This window comes from Vibrio sp. CCB-PB317 (genome assembly GCF_022808245.1).
Lineage (GTDB): Bacteria > Pseudomonadota > Gammaproteobacteria > Enterobacterales > Vibrionaceae > Vibrio > Vibrio diabolicus.
Genome location: NZ_JALGNU010000002.1, coordinates 103,432 through 119,146 on the forward strand (window position 1 = coordinate 103,432; position 15,715 = coordinate 119,146).

The window sequence follows — 15,715 nt, forward strand, 5'->3', positions numbered from 1 at the left end:
TGATTGGATTAGAAAAATAACACTTCTCAACTTATGAGAAGTGTCTAATTTATGTTCACAATAAAGTCTTCAAAATAGCTATCACATAGGTAGATATTTAGGGAAAGCGAAGGCTAGTACATACGCTTTATTTTAAATTATTACTTTCTCTCCGGCACACTAGGTGTTATACCTATATATAACACCATTTCAGCCAAGAGATTCACTCATGACCAATTGGCATGATCGCCAACCGATTTTTCGACAGTTGGCTGACCAGATCACTCAACAAATACTGCAAGGTATCTGGCAAGAAGGCGATGCTCTGCCCTCTGTTCGTAGCATCTCTGCGGATATGAAAATTAACCACCTCACCGTCATGAAAGGCTATCAATTGCTTGTTGATGAGGGGTTAGTGGAGAAAAAACGCGGTCAAGGTATGTTTGTCGCTTCAGGGGCAAAACTAAAATTGCTCGCAGACGAGAAGGCACGTTTTCTTCAACAACAAATTCCGCAGATAGCCGGCACAATACAGCGTCTGGATATGTCACTCGACGAATTCATTCAACAACTAAAACCACACTTGAAAGGTGACCAATGAGCGCATTAGTCAGTGTAAAAAACGTCTCCAAGCAATATCAGCAACAAGGAGAAGCACTGCATGAAGTGAGTTTCGACCTACATGCAGGACAAGTACTTGGCTTACTCGGCCATAATGGCGCAGGTAAATCAACGCTTATTAATGCCCTACTCGGCGCACATGAATATCAAGGCACTGTTCGTATCAACGGATTTGAACCCATTATGCAACGCGACAAAATAATGCAGAGCTTGTCCTACATCTCGGATGTGAACGTTCTGCCAGATTGGATGACTGTCGCTCAACTGCTTAACTATACCGAAGGCGTGCATCCAGGGTTCAATCGCGCTCAAGCAGATACGCTGCTTCGTCAAACGGACATCAAACCTCGTGCACGCATCAAATCTTTATCCAAAGGGATGAAGGTGCAATTGCACCTCGCGATTGTAATCGCGACTAACACTCAAATCCTCATATTGGATGAGCCGACACTCGGGTTAGATCTCGTGTATCGTGATACGTTTTATCGTCACTTATTGGAATGGTTTCACGACGGCGAGCGCGTGTTGATCATCGCCAGTCATGAAGTATCAGAGATTGAGCACTTACTGACTGATGTGCTGATTCTCAAGCATGGCCGCCCTGTACTACAAACCTCGATGGACAGTATCAGTGAAGACTACTTTATCCTTGAGGCCAGCGACGAATACCGCACACAAATTGAAGCGATGAACCCACTGTCGTCACAAAAAGGGCTCGGTTCAACGAAATGGTTACTCACTGCCCAGTATGCCCAACAAGCAGAAACAATGGGGGCCATCCATGGGGTGAAGTTAGCGGATCTATTTTTAGCATTGCAGAAGGAGGCAGCGTAATGCGTTCAGTTGTCGCGATGTTGCAAAAAGAGTGGTTAGAAAACCCTCTTGTTTTACGTATTCCACTGTTTGTGTTGGCGTGTGGAGTTATTCTCTTTGTCAGTTTAATGAGTAACGACACTCTACAACACAATATGTTTTTCCAAATGAGCTTTGGTGGCGATGTCAGTGACATTCATAAAGAGCTTGGTGATGACGTCAATATGTTGATTACCGGAGGAGCAGGACTGCTGTCTATCTTGTTAGCCGTTCAATACTTCCCAAGAACGCTACGCAAAGAGCGTGCGGAGGGCAGTATTATGTTTTGGCGTAGTATGCCGGTCAGCGATATAAAAACTCACTTAGTGAAGCTAGGGTTTGGCTTATTGGTGATTCCGCTCGTTTGCTCGGCGCTTGTGCTCGCAGCAGATTTGATGCTGTGGTTGCTGAACATCTCTACCGATCACCAATTGGCTTTATTGTACCGCCAAGCCTCGTTAGGTTACGTGCTGCTGCATTGGGGAGAGTTTTTAATCAGAATGTTATTCGCCGGTATTCTACTGTTACCGCTGGCATTAACCGCAATGGCTATTTCTCAGAAAGTGAACTCACCACTGGTCATTTTGTTTATCGCCATTTATGCGCTGCGCTGGATGCCAATCGCACTATTTGGCTATTACGGCCTAGATCAGTTCTTCTCCGAAGTGCTTTACCTTCCACTGCACGCCATTGTTGCACCAAGCCCATTTAATGCAATTCCTCAGGCGGGCTGGTTAAACGTTGGCATTTACGCTTTCATCGGCGTTCTTGGTTGGACAGCTAGTCTCAAGTTCAGCCGAACCATTCAATAATCCGTCGTTCGATAAACGGTCAAAATCGAGCCATAAAAAAACGGTCACAACCTGTGTTGTGACCGTTTTTATTTCGACCTTAGGAGATCATGAACTTAAATTTAACCAAGGAATGAAATGTAACCTTGTAAAATGATTAAGTTAACGATGTCGATAAAGAAAGCCCCCACAATTGGCACCACCATAAATGCCTGCGGCGACGGGCCAAATCGGTTAACGATAGAGCCCATGTTCATCACGGCTGTTGGGGTTGCCCCCAAGCCAAAACCACAGTGACCACCCGCAATAACCGCAGCGTCGTAATTGCGTCCCATCACTTTGAACGTAACGTAGTAAGTGAAGATAGCTAAGACCACAGACTGCACAGCCAAAATGACCAAGAATGGAATCGCTAAGTCAAAGATATTCCATAACTTCAAGCTCATTAATGCCATCGCCAAGAACAATGACAAAGAAACGGTACCGAGCATATCGACGGTTTCTGCATCTAACTTACGAAGCTTGGTCACCTCTAAGAAGTTCGTGATGATCACACCAATGAACAGCGCATATACAAAGTCTGGAATCATCAACCATGAGATTTCATACGTGCTAACCCATTGCTCAACATACTTCGCCCCCGTAACACAGATCAGTAGGAAGAAGAGTTTCTCCACCACTTTTTTCGCCGTTACTTTATCTTCTTCGTATTCGTTGTAGGTCACCAACTCAGGGAATTTTTCGTGAGTTTTGGCATCTCGACCACCACGACCATACTCCGATTCAATGCTGTTTTTTTCTACGAGGCGCTGTGCCACTGGGCTACCAATGATACCGCCGATGATCAAACCAAAAGTGGCTGATGCCATCGCTATTTCCAAAACGTTATCCAATCCATACACGTCTTGGAAGGTTTGTGACCACGCAGCACCTGTACCATGGCCACCAGACAGAGTAATCGAGCCAGCAATTAACCCCATCAAAGGATCTAAACCGAGCGCCGCCGCGAGTGAAACGCCAACGCCGTTTTGTATGATGATGTAAAACGATGCGACAGCTAAGAAGATAAAAACCTTCGCACCTCCTTTCATCAACTGAGTGTAATTTGCGGCCAAACCAACCGTCGCAAAAAACATTAACATAAACGTATTTTGTAACGGCAAATCGAACTCCAAGTCGATGCCGTTGAAATGAAGAGCAGTAATCATGCAGGCCACAATAAGGCCACCTACAATCGGCTCAGGTATGTTGAACTTCTTTAAAATCGGTAGCTTAGCATTAATAAAATGCCCCAGGAAAAGCACACTGATTGCGACCAAGAAGGACTCCAGTGCACCTACAGATATTAAATGATTCATATCGCCTCTTATTATTGTTCTCTTCATCCTCCGTAATGATCGAGTGTTAATTTAACCTTCATTCAATAGCAAATGTTCTCGCTTTACTGTTTCGAAAATACTCAAAAGTTGGTGTAGATGCGCCTTAGGCTAGTTTAAGGGACGCTCCTTTAGCGATGTGTCAGTTTTCCGCTGTTAGCAAGCCCTTAAATGTGAAAGGAGCCGATATAGCTCCTTCAAATGCCCCCTCGCAATACCTGTGCGTGACTGCTTGGGGTATAGTGTTGTGAGTAAATTCTGGGTGACACTTTCTGAACCACATTGGGCTCCCTTACTTAAACAGAATGTGTCAATTACTATCAAACAAAGTTCCTTCCCGTTGTAACCTCTAAACGCCGAGATCGCGTTCAAAACAATTGGGTTTGCTTGTTCCTGTCGTAGTTTTTTAACTCTGGCTCATGGTGTGTAAACGAGCCGAATCCAAGGAAACTCTCAAGCTGCAACAAACGTTTTCGTCACAACGGAGCCGGATTATAACATATTGCTGATAATTTTCTTCAATTCAGTGACATTCACCAACCCCATGTTTTCTTTCCATAATGATTAACTGCTGAATAGCATTTTTACAGACAAAAGAGCGAAGCGAATTCAGCTTAGCCTCACCAAGAAATAAACCTTAAAAGCCAATCACTTATCTATCGTCTCCTGAGTAAAATGTGTTTTGATAGGCTTTCTTGAGGGTCCAGCAACCAAAATGTACGGTGTTGTCATGGTAGTCTTTCGAGGCTAACTACCCGGTTCTGGGTGATAAAAACAATCCCAATTATGCATCACACAAAAACATGTATAATTTTTATGTAAGTTATTAAAATAACAAGAGCCCTACATGAAAATTCATTTGCTTTTCCCTGTGCTATTACTCTGTGCCATCTCATCTGCCACTGCAGCGGAAAATATCCGTATTGAATATTCTCCCGTGGAAACAACCCATGAAAAAATCGCCCTGCAATCTATCCAAAACAGCGATGTAAGCCCAATTTTTCTTGAGCTATCTCAGATCCACTTTCCATTTCGCAAACCACTCACACTGGTTTACGGCGGAGAAGATGGCCCAATGTACGCTCCCGATACGCACACGATACACATTCCCTACACTTTTTATTTGGAATCACTCAATTACTTCTCCAATAACCAGTATGAAGAACGCCTTGGAAAATCCCCAAAAACAGGGGCGTTAGATACGTTATTACACACCTTGCTGCATGAAGCCGGGCATGCTTACATCGAAGATCAAAACATCCCTGTTCTCGGAAAAGAAGAAGATGCCGTCGATAATTTTGCCACGATCTTAATGATTGACTTCCTAGAAGATGGCGCAGAGATGGCCATTAGCGCCGCCGACATGTTCGCATTTGAGTCCGATGACAGACCGGACTACTACGACTTCGGTGAGTACATTGATGAGCACAGTTTTGATTTGCAACGCTACTTCTCTACCTTATGTTTGGTGTACGGCAGTGATCCGGAACAGTACAAGTCGCTTCTCGATGAAGTTGAAAAAGACTACCTACGAGATCGCAAAGACTTTTGCCAATACAACTACGAGAACATACGCACGAATTGGAACCACTACCTGCAACATAATGAACCAAAAGAAAAATCGCCACGTAGAATTCAGTAAGACAAATCAAGTAAGACGATCGCAATGACAAAACTCACCATATTTTATGACGGAACTTGCCCACTGTGCGCCAAAGAAATGCACGCACTTAAGCGACGAGATGTAAAACAAGCGATAAAAATCGTCGATATCTACAGCGATGACTTTTCTGATTACCCACAGATAGACGCGCAAAAAGCCAATACGATTTTGCATGCGCTGAATGACAACAATGAACTGATACTTGGTCTTGATGTGACTCACCGAGCATGGCAGTTGGTCGGTCGAGGTTGGCTATATGCTCCACTACGTTGGCCATTACTCAAGCCAATTGCCGACTGGCTTTACCTGCGTTTTGCCAACAATAGGTATCGTGTCTCATACTGGCTTACTGGTAGCTCCCGCTGCAACTCGGGCCAATGCTCTCGCTAATTGTGATCCTGCTTAAAAATGTGAGTCTCTCTCGTCCACGATCACCAACTTCCTGTACTTCTCACCCGCCAACTCGGTTAATCTGCAATCAGTACAAAAATAATTATTAACACTTTTATTTGGTAAAGCTATTGAAGTTTACCAATTTGTAACGCTGCGCCGAGACGTAAGGAAGTACCTATGAATCTAACGATAAGAAAGCGACTTTATATTCTTTCCATCATTCCCGTGTTAACGATTGCTTTGGGTATGATGTGGTTTACCTACCTCCAAACCAGTACCTACAACCAACAACAAATCAATCATACGCACACGACGATGATGGCGATGAAGAAAGCGGAACTGAAAAACTATGTGCAGATGGCTCATTCCGCACTCAAACCGTTATTGGATCGTAATGCCTCATTGCAAGAAGCTATTCCAGTGCTCAAAGAGTTAGAGTTCGGCCAATCAGGTTATATTTTTGCGTACGACTCAAAAGGCGTGCGTGTTGTTGTCGGCAAAAACAACAAAGGGGTTGGAGAAAACTTCTATAACCTTCAAGACAAAAAAGGCAACTACCTGATCCAAGACCTGTTGAAAAACGCCAAAACGGGTGACTTCACAACCTACTACTTCCCTAAGTTAGGGCAAACCGAAGCATTACCAAAACTCAGCTACTCCATGTTCATTCCCAAGTGGGATATTATGATTGGCACAGGTTTTTATACTGATGATATCGATGCGATCATTACAGAGATGGAAAACACAGCAAACGATGAGCTAAACAATACCTTAGCCGCTATTGCTATGTTTTGTGTCTCTATTGCCGTTGTCGTGGCCATTTTTGCCGTACTCGTCAACCGTAGCATTATGCGCCCTATCGAACAGTTTGACAGCTCAATCCAATCTTTCGCACAAGGTGACGCCGACTTAACCGCGCGTATGGAAGAATCTAGCGTGCCAGAATTCAAGCAGCTCGCGCATAACTTCAATATCTTCGTTGAGAGCTTGCAAGGAATTATTAAGAGCGTCAGCCATGTCGGACAAGAGGTAGTATCAGAAACTAACAACATGTCTCAACGCGCCTCACAAGTGGATGAATTGGCTTCAGGTCAACGTGAGGAAACGGAACAAGTCGCGACCGCAATGACAGAAATGACGGCCACCGCTCACGAGATCTCTGGCAATGCAAACCAAGCCGCCGATTCCGCTAAAAACGCCGATGACAACGCACAACAAGCGAAGCACATCGTGGACTCCGCCGCTAACTCCGTTGAAGCGCTAGCAAATGAGGTATCTGAAGCAAGCACTGTAATTTCACGTCTAGAGAGTGACGTGCAGAACATCTCATCCTCACTTGAAGTCATCCAAGATATTGCTGAACAAACCAACTTGCTTGCGCTAAATGCCGCCATTGAAGCGGCACGAGCGGGCGACCAAGGACGCGGATTCGCAGTTGTCGCGGATGAAGTGCGTAAGCTTGCAAGCCGCACTCAGGACAGCACAGGTGACATTCACAAGATGATCGATCAACTTAAAGCAGGATCGGATGCCGCAGTAAAAGCGATGGAATCTAGCCAAGCACGTGGCGAAGCGACAGTAGAAGAAGCACGTGCTGCATCGGTTGCGCTGCAAGATATTCAAGCAGCGATTGCGAATATCATGGACATGAACACGCTGATCGCGACCGCGACCGAAGAGCAAAGCCAAGTTGGACAAGAGATTTCACAACGCATCGAAGTCATTTCTCAGCAAAGTAATCAATCGGCGCACCTTGCCAATCAAAATCGCTCGGGCAGCCAAAACCTCAATCACAAAGCCAACGAACTTTACGACTTGGTGGGACGCTTCACGGTTTAACTTCCTTAACCATACTTAATAGTAGAAACAGCGACGCCTTAACGTCGCTGTTTTTATTTCTGCTATCCTCAAACGACTTAGTTATAATGCCGCCAACATAGCACCCACAGGGGCAAACAAGATGATTATTATGACCACCAATTTCGGTGACATCGAGATTGAACTGAATCTAGAACGAGCGCCAGTTAGCTCAAAGAACTTCAAAAAATACTGTGAAGATGGCTTTTACGACGGCACCATTTTCCACCGCGTTATCGACGGCTTTATGATCCAAGGTGGCGGTCACACCGAAGACATGGCAGAAAAGCCAACACGCGCCCCAATCGCAAACGAAGCAAACCGTGGTCTAAAGAACCTTGTTGGCACTATCGCAATGGCGCGTACCGATGCACCGCACTCTGCAACGGCACAGTTTTTCATTAACTTGGAAGACAACGATTTCCTAGACCACACCGCAACCACCAACCTAGGCTGGGGTTACGCGGTATTTGGTAAAGTGACCGCGGGTATGGATGTCGTAAATCGCATCGCGAAAGTGAAAACAACTTCTAAGCTTGGTCATGATGATGTGCCATGCGATCCAATCATTATTGAGAAGGTGACGATCAGCGAATAAGCACACTCGCCTCTTCGAAGAAGTCGTCACTATAAAACGATAAAAGCGCCTAACGTCTTATGACTTAGGCGCTTTTTGTTTTTATGACTCAGCCTATTAGTTTAGCTTGTGCCGGAGTTATTGATAGAAAAGCTCGGCTTTTGCTCCGACTAAATCAAGCTCAGAGCCTTGAAAATCAGCCAGATATTCAGCAACAAGGTTGTACCCAACCCAATACCCCATGTATTTCGGCCAGCGGCTTTCATCGCTACCAAGAAAGTAAGCGTCGAAGTTGTAATCTAAGCTGGTCAACTTGTCTTTCATCTCAGCATAGAAAGGGCGCCAATCTTGATCTTTGATTTTCTCAAACAAGCTCGGTGTGATGCCTCCATTCACTTTACGTTCGAAATGACAAGCTAACCCTTCCATAATCAGTACATCACCAAGCGCAACGCCATTCTCTCCCGCTCGCATACGGAACAGGTGATGCAACTCATGCGCTAACACCGCAGCCAGTTCTTTCTCAATAACATTTTTAATATCAGCACGTTGGGTATCAAGCAAAATCTCTACACGATAGGCACTTAAGCAATAGCCACCAATCCCCGTCTGCGGTACGTCATTGCGATCAAACGGGCTAACAGTCAGGTCGACGTTACTTAAATCGTTGCTACTTAAATCGCTGTTACTTAAATCAAAGTAACTAGAAAGTAGTGAGCTCAGATCATCAAGTTTCTGATGCAAATACTCAGAGATTGGAGACAACTCTCCCGTCGCATTTAACAGGGTTACGCGATAACTCATTTATCTTCCTTGATAATGTAGGTTAAGAGCAGCGAGTTTACAGTGTAAAGAGTGAGCAGTTCTAGCGATTACATCCCTTTGAACAAACTTTGAGATGCACGACTCACAGGGAGCTTAGTTTCTCCAACATGCACAAACATTCTTCCAGTAAAGTCTTTGTTTACTTTGTTAATTTTGCACACTTGCACCACGCTTGAACGGTGCACTTGCCAGAACTGTTCTGGGTTAAGCTGCCCTATCAACTCTTTCAACGATGTACGAATCAAATACTCCTGCACTTTGCCTTGTCCTTGTTGGGCATACACAGAAACGTATTTTTCTTCCGCTTTGAAATACAACACATCAGACGTGGCGATCAGATGAATATCTTCCCCTTGCGTCGCTTTAATCCACTGTAAATACTGCGGCGTTTGTGGCGCGGATAATTGCTGCAGTTGCTCTAACAGGCTGCTCATCTGCACATTACTGCTCTCTTGCTCTCGCTTAGCAAGGCGTGTTTTCACTCTTTCACACGTCGTCAGAAGGCGCTCATCCGAGATAGGCTTAAGCAAATAATCGGCGGCATTTTGTTCAAAGGCTTTTATAGCGTAATCATCGTACGCGGTGACAAACACAATCAAAGGTGGGTTGGCGAGTTGATTGAGTTTTTGCGCTAGTGTCATGCCATCCAAAACTGGCATACGAATATCGAGAAACGCAATATCAGGTTGGCTTTGCTCAATGGCTTGCAACGCTTGTTCACCATCGGCGACTTTGGCTATCACCTCTAGCTCTGGCCACACTTCAGCTAGGCTTTTATCAAGATGACGCCTCAATAACGGTTCATCATCAGCAATAATGGCAGTAAACCCTGTATTCATTCCTTTCTTCCTTGATTACGATTCCATTGGCCAACTCAGGCGAACACAAACCCCACCCTGAGCAGACTCACTGATAGAAACCTCTCCTCGCCCTGCGAACAAAGCTTCAACTCGCTGCTTGAGATTACTTAAACCCACGCCTGAACCCATGTGCCCACTTACGTGATTCAAGCCAACACCGGTGTCTCTGACTTCAATCTGCAAGTTCTGTCGTTCGCGCTTGATGAGCAAGCTGACTTCACCACCTTCTCGCTTTGGCTCAATACCGTGAACAATGGCATTCTCCACCAAAGGTTGCAACATCATCGGTGGCAGTTCTGTTGTTCCTAAACCGTCTTCTACTTCAATTTTGTAGCTTAGACGTCCATCCAGACGTATCTTCTGAATACTCAAGTAGGCTTCAATTAAGGCAATTTCATTCTCAATCGTGGTGTGCTCTTCGCGTGAGCTTTTTAACGTTGCACGCAGTAGCGCGGTTAACTGTTCTAGCATCAGCTTAGCTTTATCGACATCTTGCGACATGAGCGCACTGATATTTGCCAAGGTATTAAATAGGAAATGCGGTTCAATCTGGCTTTGCATCTGCTTAAGCTGGCTCAGCAACAGCGCACGGTCTTGCTCTGCTTTCTCGCGTTTGATGGCTTCCAACTCTCGTTGAGCGATCGCATGTTGCTCGCGTGAGTAGAAATAGAAAAAGCACATGGCACTGAATAACAACCCCATTAGACCAACCGACAGCATACTTGAGATACCGAAGTATTCCCCAAGCCAAAGCTGAGCGTTCACCACACCAAACAATAGGCATGCCGTCAGCGAGATAGCCACTTCCGCCAAACGAGGAATGGTAGGAAACAGGCGGTCGACAAGCCATGAGAAGAAGATAGCCGAATAGCCAAATCCAAAGCTAACCGCCACATGAATGTAAAATGGACCGCCCCAAACCGAGAGCGTCATTGCTGCAATAAAGAGACAAAATGCCGTGGTCACTAATAAGCTACGCGGCCATCCACTTTTCACCACTGATTTTGCTGAACACATTTAGAATTTCCCTTTGATGTTAAATACAATCATATGCTTATCATTGATTTGTGCGTAAGCAGATTGGTCGTCTCCGGTTAAAAAGCGTGCGGCAACTTCCACTTCTACACTTTGATCGCCAGTATCAATCCATTGGTAGTTAAGCCACTGCGTGACAATCACACCACCATCTTGTGGAGACAGCATCACATCCAACGTAGGGGTTACATCACTTAGCCAGCCCATATCCGCTTTACCGTTCCATGCAGCCCACGCTTCCACATCCCAACTCCAGTGCAGCATTACGTTATGCTGAACGATATTGGCATGCTGAAACCCTTGGGCGTAGCTTGTCGCAAGTAGAGATACATTATGGTCGGGGATCTGAGAGAGTAATTCGCCGCGCTCTATTGCTTGTTGCCATTCGTTTTTCGACCATGCTCGGCTGTCGTACCAATATTCAGCAATCACGTTGTGTCCGGCTTGGTTTGCCCAGTTCAATCCAATTAAGGCTTGGAATGCACTGCCCTGCTCCTCAACCGAAACGGGTTGGTAAAGATCACCCTGCTGAAACTGATAGCCGACACTTTGCTTTTGCCACAACATGGAACCGTGCATGGCGATGGATTCATCCCACACGGCAATGGCACTGGCGCCAAGCAAACCTCGGCGCACATCATCGTAATAACCAATAAGTTGATACTCGGTGTCACCCACCAGCGCATAACGGCGGAGACCAATACCTTGTTGCTCTGCGACTTGATCAAGTGCACTTTGGTCTTGTTGCCCCCAGCTTGAATCCGTCGCAATGACGGTCCACTCGCCTGCCATATCATAGTGTGAAAGTGAAAACACACCCGCACCCTCTTCTGCGACTAAGCCAACCGGGTTTTGTCGATAAGGCTTAAACAGATCCAAAGGTCGGTAGCCATAACCCACGCCCCAATCCACGCGCAACTTACCTAAGCTCACATCAAGAGTGGTATCACCGACTTGCCACTCCCCTAGCCAAGCCAGCTCACGAATCAGCAACTGGTTATCAGCTTCACTCCACCACTCACTCTCTCCTTGTTGATTGAGGTACAAACCTTGGCTGTACAGAGCGAACAAACCACTGAAGTTCTGATAATTCACCTGCACATCCAACAGTGTATTAAGTGAATCACGAGAACTGCTCTGCGCTTGTATAAATGCGCTGTCACGCTGCTTGGCAGTTTCGTAACTGACAGCCCAATCCCACTCAAAACTCAGCTCATCATTGGCAAAAACTGGGGCTGCTGCGCCCACACACAACGACGCAGCAATCAACAGACTGGTGCTTTTGTTAAGGTTAGGCTGGTGCGATTTCATGTGACTTCCTTACTCGTTTTCATGGTTCTATTTACGGAGTTCAGGCTAAAGCTGAGTCGTATTGGCTTTCGGCAAATAGCTTGGGTTGTAGAACTTGTTGTCCAGCTGCCAAGGCACGATTTCTTGATACTCGATAACGGTCTTTTTGCTCGGCTGAATGCTATCAAGCAAGGTCATCTCACTGACATAGTCTTCGCCATTGTCGCTTGCACGTCCGTATTGCGCTTGCTTGGCGAGTTTGCCAGAGCGCAAGTAGAGATCGGCTTTGATTGGAAACGCATCTTGCTCAGACAACCATAAGTCGATCTTCTGATAGCTCGCCCCTTTGGTTTTCGCGGTTAACGCAAGGTGATAAGCCGCGACACTCTCTCCGTTCACCGAAACAGTTTCTGTCGCTTTCCATTCACCTTGATAATCTTGGCTCCACGTCAGGGTTGAGATGTCGCCGATAGACGCTTCACCAAGCAGCTTCTGCATTGGCGTAATTCGAATAGGACGGCGGCTCTTTGGCATTTGCAGCCAGTAGTTGTCGCCCATCATCAGCATCTTTTGCCCAGCTTCGACTGCTGATTTGAACACCACCAACGATTCACGATTTGGACGCGTGTACACGTGGTAAAGGCGGGTTTTATCTAATTCTTGGTCTTGATATAAGCGCACCAATGACACCACTTTGGAGGAATCATCTTGCAAGCGGTAGCTATCCGCTTTTTCAATCAATTGCGCGACTTGCTGTGCATCTAGCGCAGTTTCATTCGCACTGGCATTCATGCTTGCGATGCCGCTTACCGTCAGCAGTGCAATTGGTAATAGTGATCTGAAATTAAACATAAATCAGTGCCTCCGTAATTGGCTTGTTCACCCCTTTGCGTGCCGAGAAAAACGCCGCAACCAAACAAATCATCAATACCGCGAATCCTGCGACAGCCACCAGCTCCCAAGAGAAGTAAATCGTCAATGGGTAACCTTCTGTGCGTCCTGGCGGTGGCGGCATTTGTACATCCACGACCATCAGTAAAATGGTGACTAATGCAGTGAACAAAGCGCCGATTAAGCTGCCAATCACCGCGAGTAACCCTGCCTCGCGCAAAAACCCAGCAATGATTTCGCGAGGGTAGCTACCAAGTGCTGACAAGGTGCCAATTTCACGGGTACGCTCGGTGACCGACATGGTCATGGTGTTGAACAGTGCGACAAAGACTACCAACGCCATTACTGCGCCCATGATGCCGAAGATACGGTCGTACAAATCTTTCACTTTGAGATAAAAGAACGCACGTTCTTGCCAAGGCGTAATTTCAATATCTTGATCACCAAAGTTCTGCTTTTGCTTACTCAGAACCGAAGCCACTTGTTGCTCGACTTGGCTCGTTAAACTGGTGTCGAACAAGAAGACAGATAACGCACTGACTTTGTCTGAGCCCAACAACGATTGCGCGCTGTTGATGTGCACATACAACTGGCGTTTATCAAGCTCTGGTACGCCTGTTGAATAGATGCCACGAACTTTGAAGTCATACGCGTTCAATGCGCCGTCAGTTGTGGTCGCCAGCAAGGTAATCCAATCGCCAACGTGCACGCTTAGGTTGTTCGCCAAATCAACACCGAGCATCACTTCTGGCTCTGCAGGGTCATAACGCGATGCGTGAATGTTGGACAGCGTTTGCCCTTCGCGCACATCCAAAAACGGTCCTTTCATATCGAATTCGCGCTCGTTCACACCAATGCCGATAAAGATCGATGATTTGTTACCATTGGAAATCAACCCACTGAACTCAACTCGTGGCTGCACGCCTCGCACTTCGTTTAAGCCAATCAATTGCTTGGTAATGTCGTCTGCATGAGTTAACCCGTTACTCAGCGGCATCTCTTCTTCTTTGGCGAAGTAACCCGGAGTGGTTAACGTCAGATGCCCCGTGTCACGCGCTGTCGATTCTTTCAAACTGTCATAGGTGTACAGACCAAAACCGCCCGCACTGGTTAACGCAAACACGGCAATAGCGATGATCAGCATCGACAACAAACTGCGACGGCGATTGCGTTGCAGGTTCAACCAAGCAAGCCGAACCGAAACAGGAATTAGCTTGCCCATGAAACCTCCTCCACACTTGCGTGCGTTTGGGTAATTTTGCCATCCACCAATTCAATGGTGCGATCACAACGGGATGCCATGCGAGGGTCGTGAGTGGCGACGATAAAAGTGGTGCCAAGCTCGTGTCCGAGCCCTTTCATAATGTCGATGACCTTGTTGGCAGTTTGGCTATCAAGGCTTGCGGTTGGCTCATCAGCAATCACCAATGCTGGTTTGTGTACTAACGCACGAGCAATTGCCACGCGTTGTTGCTGACCGCCCGACAAGTTATCGGGCATATGATGAATAAACTCGCCCAAGCCAACGTGCTCTAGCATTTGTGTGGCGAACTCGGTTTGTTCTGCTTTTGAAAAGCCGTTGAGATGCAGCGGATAAGCCACGTTCTCCAATGCCGTCATCACAGGCACAAGGTTGAATTTTTGGAACACAAAGCCAAGCTTTTCACGACGCATTTTCGCAGCCTGCATTTGCCCGGTTGGGTATGGGCTGCCTGCAAATGTCACCTGACCTTGGTATTGAGTATCTAGCATGCCAAGCACGTTAAGTAAGGTGCTTTTGCCTGAGCCAGACGGTCCGCATAATGCCACCATTTCGCCGGCAAACACTTCACCAGACACGTCTCGCAATGCACGCACCGTTTGGCTGCCAAGGGCGTAATCGCGACTAAGTTGATTAAAAACGATCATGACGCCTCCCTAATACTTCGCTAGCAGCGCTTTCGCGGTTTGCGTTTCTAAATTGCTGTCATCCAACTGCTCCATTTGCGCTAACCATGTTTTGGCTTGTTGAACATCTTCAGCACGCAGTGCCGCTTCAATGGCGTAGCGATAAATCCACGACGTTGCCGCGAAAGGTTGTTGGCTAAAACTCGGCTCATCGAGCAATGAAAGGTACAGCTCGTAGCCACGCTCAAAGTGATTGAACATGTCAGGTAAAGAGGTAAACGTAGTGGCTGCCATAGCGGTGGCTAATTGGTATTCCGGCAAGCCTTGTAAGCGTTGTTGTTCTTGCAGTGGTAATGGCTGATTCGCCATTAAGTCCAAGCCTTTTTGGATTGTGGCAAGACCGCGCTCGGTGAACTTCATCTTGTTCCAAGGCATAAACGCCTCACGACCTTGCAACGTCTCCGCACTGCCTAAGTAAACCAAGGTCACCGGCGTTGCGCCCTGCTCTTCGAGTTGTTTGGATAATTCGCCGTAAACGGTATCAACTAAGCCAGAGTCACCCTGCGCCGCTTGGTTGAATTGACTGAGTGTGCGCTCGCTTGGATTAGCCAGAGCCAGATTGCTGCTAAGTGCAAATGCGGCGATAAACGTACTTGCCAGTTTAAGAGCTTTAATTGAGCGAGATTGAGAAACCATCATGTACTGTCCTTAGTTGAACGTGATTTGATGGTTTCAGATTAAGGGAGAAGATCGCACGCTGCTTTTGCATGCGACCAATGGCAGTTATATGGAGTGAACGGGTGTTTGCTGCGATGAAT

At 46.4% G+C, this 15,715-nt stretch carries 16 protein-coding genes; 7 read left to right on the forward strand and 9 right to left on the reverse strand.

The annotated features are described in order from the left end of the window. Positions 1 to 208 precede the first annotated feature (208 nt). From MTR11_RS09670 to MTR11_RS09680, 3 genes are read left to right on the forward strand one after another with little or no spacing between them, the layout of a single operon-like run. Complete coding sequence (locus MTR11_RS09670) at positions 209 to 580, forward strand: GntR family transcriptional regulator (RefSeq protein ID WP_085344466.1); 372 nt, start codon at positions 209 to 211, stop codon at positions 578 to 580. Further along, the gene (locus tag MTR11_RS09675) at positions 577 to 1,434 is read left to right on the forward strand and encodes an ABC transporter ATP-binding protein (RefSeq protein WP_150917316.1); all 858 of its coding nucleotides are present in this window, start codon (positions 577 to 579) and stop codon (positions 1,432 to 1,434) included. Before MTR11_RS09670 ends, MTR11_RS09675 begins: the two co-directional genes overlap by 4 nt. Beyond that, a complete protein-coding gene (locus MTR11_RS09680) occupies positions 1,434 to 2,264 on the forward strand; it encodes a hypothetical protein (protein ID WP_085344468.1) in 831 nt (276 codons plus the stop codon). Before MTR11_RS09675 ends, MTR11_RS09680 begins: the two co-directional genes overlap by 1 nt. Positions 2,265 to 2,365: 101 nt before the next feature. Here MTR11_RS09680 and gltS read toward each other — a convergent pair whose 3' ends face one another. Next, positions 2,366 to 3,601 carry a sodium/glutamate symporter gene (gene gltS / locus MTR11_RS09685; RefSeq protein ID WP_006740921.1) on the reverse strand — a complete coding sequence of 412 codons (1,236 nt, stop codon included), beginning with the start codon at positions 3,599 to 3,601 and terminating at the stop codon, positions 2,366 to 2,368. An 865-nt stretch (positions 3,602 to 4,466) separates the two neighbouring features. Here gltS and MTR11_RS09690 point away from each other — a divergent pair. From MTR11_RS09690 to MTR11_RS09705, 4 genes are all read left to right on the forward strand, one after another. Next, positions 4,467 to 5,261 carry a DUF4344 domain-containing metallopeptidase gene (locus MTR11_RS09690; protein ID WP_243327399.1) on the forward strand — a complete coding sequence of 265 codons (795 nt, stop codon included), beginning with the start codon at positions 4,467 to 4,469 and terminating at the stop codon, positions 5,259 to 5,261. Between the two features lie 24 nt (positions 5,262 to 5,285). Then, positions 5,286 to 5,672: a thiol-disulfide oxidoreductase DCC family protein gene (locus MTR11_RS09695; protein ID WP_006740919.1), complete on the forward strand. Its 387-nt coding sequence runs from the start codon at positions 5,286 to 5,288 to the stop codon at positions 5,670 to 5,672. A 180-nt stretch (positions 5,673 to 5,852) separates the two neighbouring features. After that, complete coding sequence (locus MTR11_RS09700) at positions 5,853 to 7,514, forward strand: methyl-accepting chemotaxis protein (protein WP_243327400.1); 1,662 nt, start codon at positions 5,853 to 5,855, stop codon at positions 7,512 to 7,514. 121 nt (positions 7,515 to 7,635) lie between these two features. After that, entirely contained in the window at positions 7,636 to 8,130 is a 495-nt protein-coding gene (locus tag MTR11_RS09705) for a peptidylprolyl isomerase (RefSeq protein WP_005374458.1), read from the forward strand. 117 nt (positions 8,131 to 8,247) lie between these two features. Here the strand turns inward: MTR11_RS09705 and MTR11_RS09710 are convergent, their stop codons facing one another. The 8 genes from MTR11_RS09710 to MTR11_RS09745 form a co-directional block, all read right to left on the reverse strand. After that, the gene (locus tag MTR11_RS09710) at positions 8,248 to 8,913 is read right to left on the reverse strand and encodes a DUF2268 domain-containing putative Zn-dependent protease (RefSeq protein ID WP_243327401.1); all 666 of its coding nucleotides are present in this window, start codon (positions 8,911 to 8,913) and stop codon (positions 8,248 to 8,250) included. A gap of 68 nt (positions 8,914 to 8,981) precedes the next feature. Then, positions 8,982 to 9,773: a LytR/AlgR family response regulator transcription factor gene (locus tag MTR11_RS09715; protein WP_243327402.1), complete on the reverse strand. Its 792-nt coding sequence runs from the start codon at positions 9,771 to 9,773 to the stop codon at positions 8,982 to 8,984. Positions 9,774 to 9,788: 15 nt separating this feature from the next. Further along, the gene (locus MTR11_RS09720; RefSeq protein WP_243327403.1) at positions 9,789 to 10,811 is read right to left on the reverse strand and encodes a sensor histidine kinase; all 1,023 of its coding nucleotides are present in this window, start codon (positions 10,809 to 10,811) and stop codon (positions 9,789 to 9,791) included. Then, positions 10,812 to 12,140, reverse strand: a complete 1,329-nt coding sequence (locus tag MTR11_RS09725; RefSeq protein ID WP_243327404.1) for a hypothetical protein — start codon at positions 12,138 to 12,140, stop codon at positions 10,812 to 10,814. 45 nt (positions 12,141 to 12,185) lie between these two features. Continuing rightward, positions 12,186 to 12,971 carry an outer membrane lipoprotein-sorting protein gene (locus MTR11_RS09730; protein WP_243327405.1) on the reverse strand — a complete coding sequence of 262 codons (786 nt, stop codon included), beginning with the start codon at positions 12,969 to 12,971 and terminating at the stop codon, positions 12,186 to 12,188. After that, complete coding sequence (locus MTR11_RS09735; protein ID WP_005448873.1) at positions 12,964 to 14,232, reverse strand: ABC transporter permease; 1,269 nt, start codon at positions 14,230 to 14,232, stop codon at positions 12,964 to 12,966. Before MTR11_RS09735 ends, MTR11_RS09730 begins: the two co-directional genes overlap by 8 nt. Then, positions 14,220 to 14,918: an ABC transporter ATP-binding protein gene (locus tag MTR11_RS09740; protein WP_038883359.1), complete on the reverse strand. Its 699-nt coding sequence runs from the start codon at positions 14,916 to 14,918 to the stop codon at positions 14,220 to 14,222. Before MTR11_RS09740 ends, MTR11_RS09735 begins: the two co-directional genes overlap by 13 nt. A 9-nt stretch (positions 14,919 to 14,927) precedes the next feature. Beyond that, positions 14,928 to 15,596, reverse strand: coding sequence for a hypothetical protein (locus MTR11_RS09745; protein ID WP_243327406.1), 669 nt, complete (start codon positions 15,594 to 15,596; stop codon positions 14,928 to 14,930). Between the last annotated feature and the right edge of the window lie 119 nt (positions 15,597 to 15,715).

Bases quoted from the DNA above. Each gene is read 5' to 3' on its own strand.
- MTR11_RS09730 (WP_243327405.1), bottom strand. From the start codon at position 12,971: ATGTTTAATTTCAGATCACTATTACCAATTGCACTGCTGACGGTAAGC.
- MTR11_RS09725 (WP_243327404.1), bottom strand. From the start codon at position 12,140: ATGAAATCGCACCAGCCTAACCTTAACAAAAGCACCAGTCTGTTGATT.
- MTR11_RS09710 (WP_243327401.1), bottom strand. From the start codon at position 8,913: ATGAGTTATCGCGTAACCCTGTTAAATGCGACGGGAGAGTTGTCTCCA.
- MTR11_RS09715 (WP_243327402.1), bottom strand. From the start codon at position 9,773: ATGAATACAGGGTTTACTGCCATTATTGCTGATGATGAACCGTTATTG.
- gltS (WP_006740921.1), bottom strand. From the start codon at position 3,601: ATGAATCATTTAATATCTGTAGGTGCACTGGAGTCCTTCTTGGTCGCA.
- MTR11_RS09720 (WP_243327403.1), bottom strand. From the start codon at position 10,811: ATGTGTTCAGCAAAATCAGTGGTGAAAAGTGGATGGCCGCGTAGCTTA.
- MTR11_RS09695 (WP_006740919.1), top strand. From the start codon at position 5,286: ATGACAAAACTCACCATATTTTATGACGGAACTTGCCCACTGTGCGCC.
- MTR11_RS09740 (WP_038883359.1), bottom strand. From the start codon at position 14,918: ATGATCGTTTTTAATCAACTTAGTCGCGATTACGCCCTTGGCAGCCAA.
- MTR11_RS09705 (WP_005374458.1), top strand. From the start codon at position 7,636: ATGATTATTATGACCACCAATTTCGGTGACATCGAGATTGAACTGAAT.
- MTR11_RS09675 (WP_150917316.1), top strand. From the start codon at position 577: ATGAGCGCATTAGTCAGTGTAAAAAACGTCTCCAAGCAATATCAGCAA.
- MTR11_RS09670 (WP_085344466.1), top strand. From the start codon at position 209: ATGACCAATTGGCATGATCGCCAACCGATTTTTCGACAGTTGGCTGAC.
- MTR11_RS09700 (WP_243327400.1), top strand. From the start codon at position 5,853: ATGAATCTAACGATAAGAAAGCGACTTTATATTCTTTCCATCATTCCC.
- MTR11_RS09690 (WP_243327399.1), top strand. From the start codon at position 4,467: ATGAAAATTCATTTGCTTTTCCCTGTGCTATTACTCTGTGCCATCTCA.
- MTR11_RS09680 (WP_085344468.1), top strand. From the start codon at position 1,434: ATGCGTTCAGTTGTCGCGATGTTGCAAAAAGAGTGGTTAGAAAACCCT.
- MTR11_RS09735 (WP_005448873.1), bottom strand. From the start codon at position 14,232: ATGGGCAAGCTAATTCCTGTTTCGGTTCGGCTTGCTTGGTTGAACCTG.
- MTR11_RS09745 (WP_243327406.1), bottom strand. From the start codon at position 15,596: ATGATGGTTTCTCAATCTCGCTCAATTAAAGCTCTTAAACTGGCAAGT.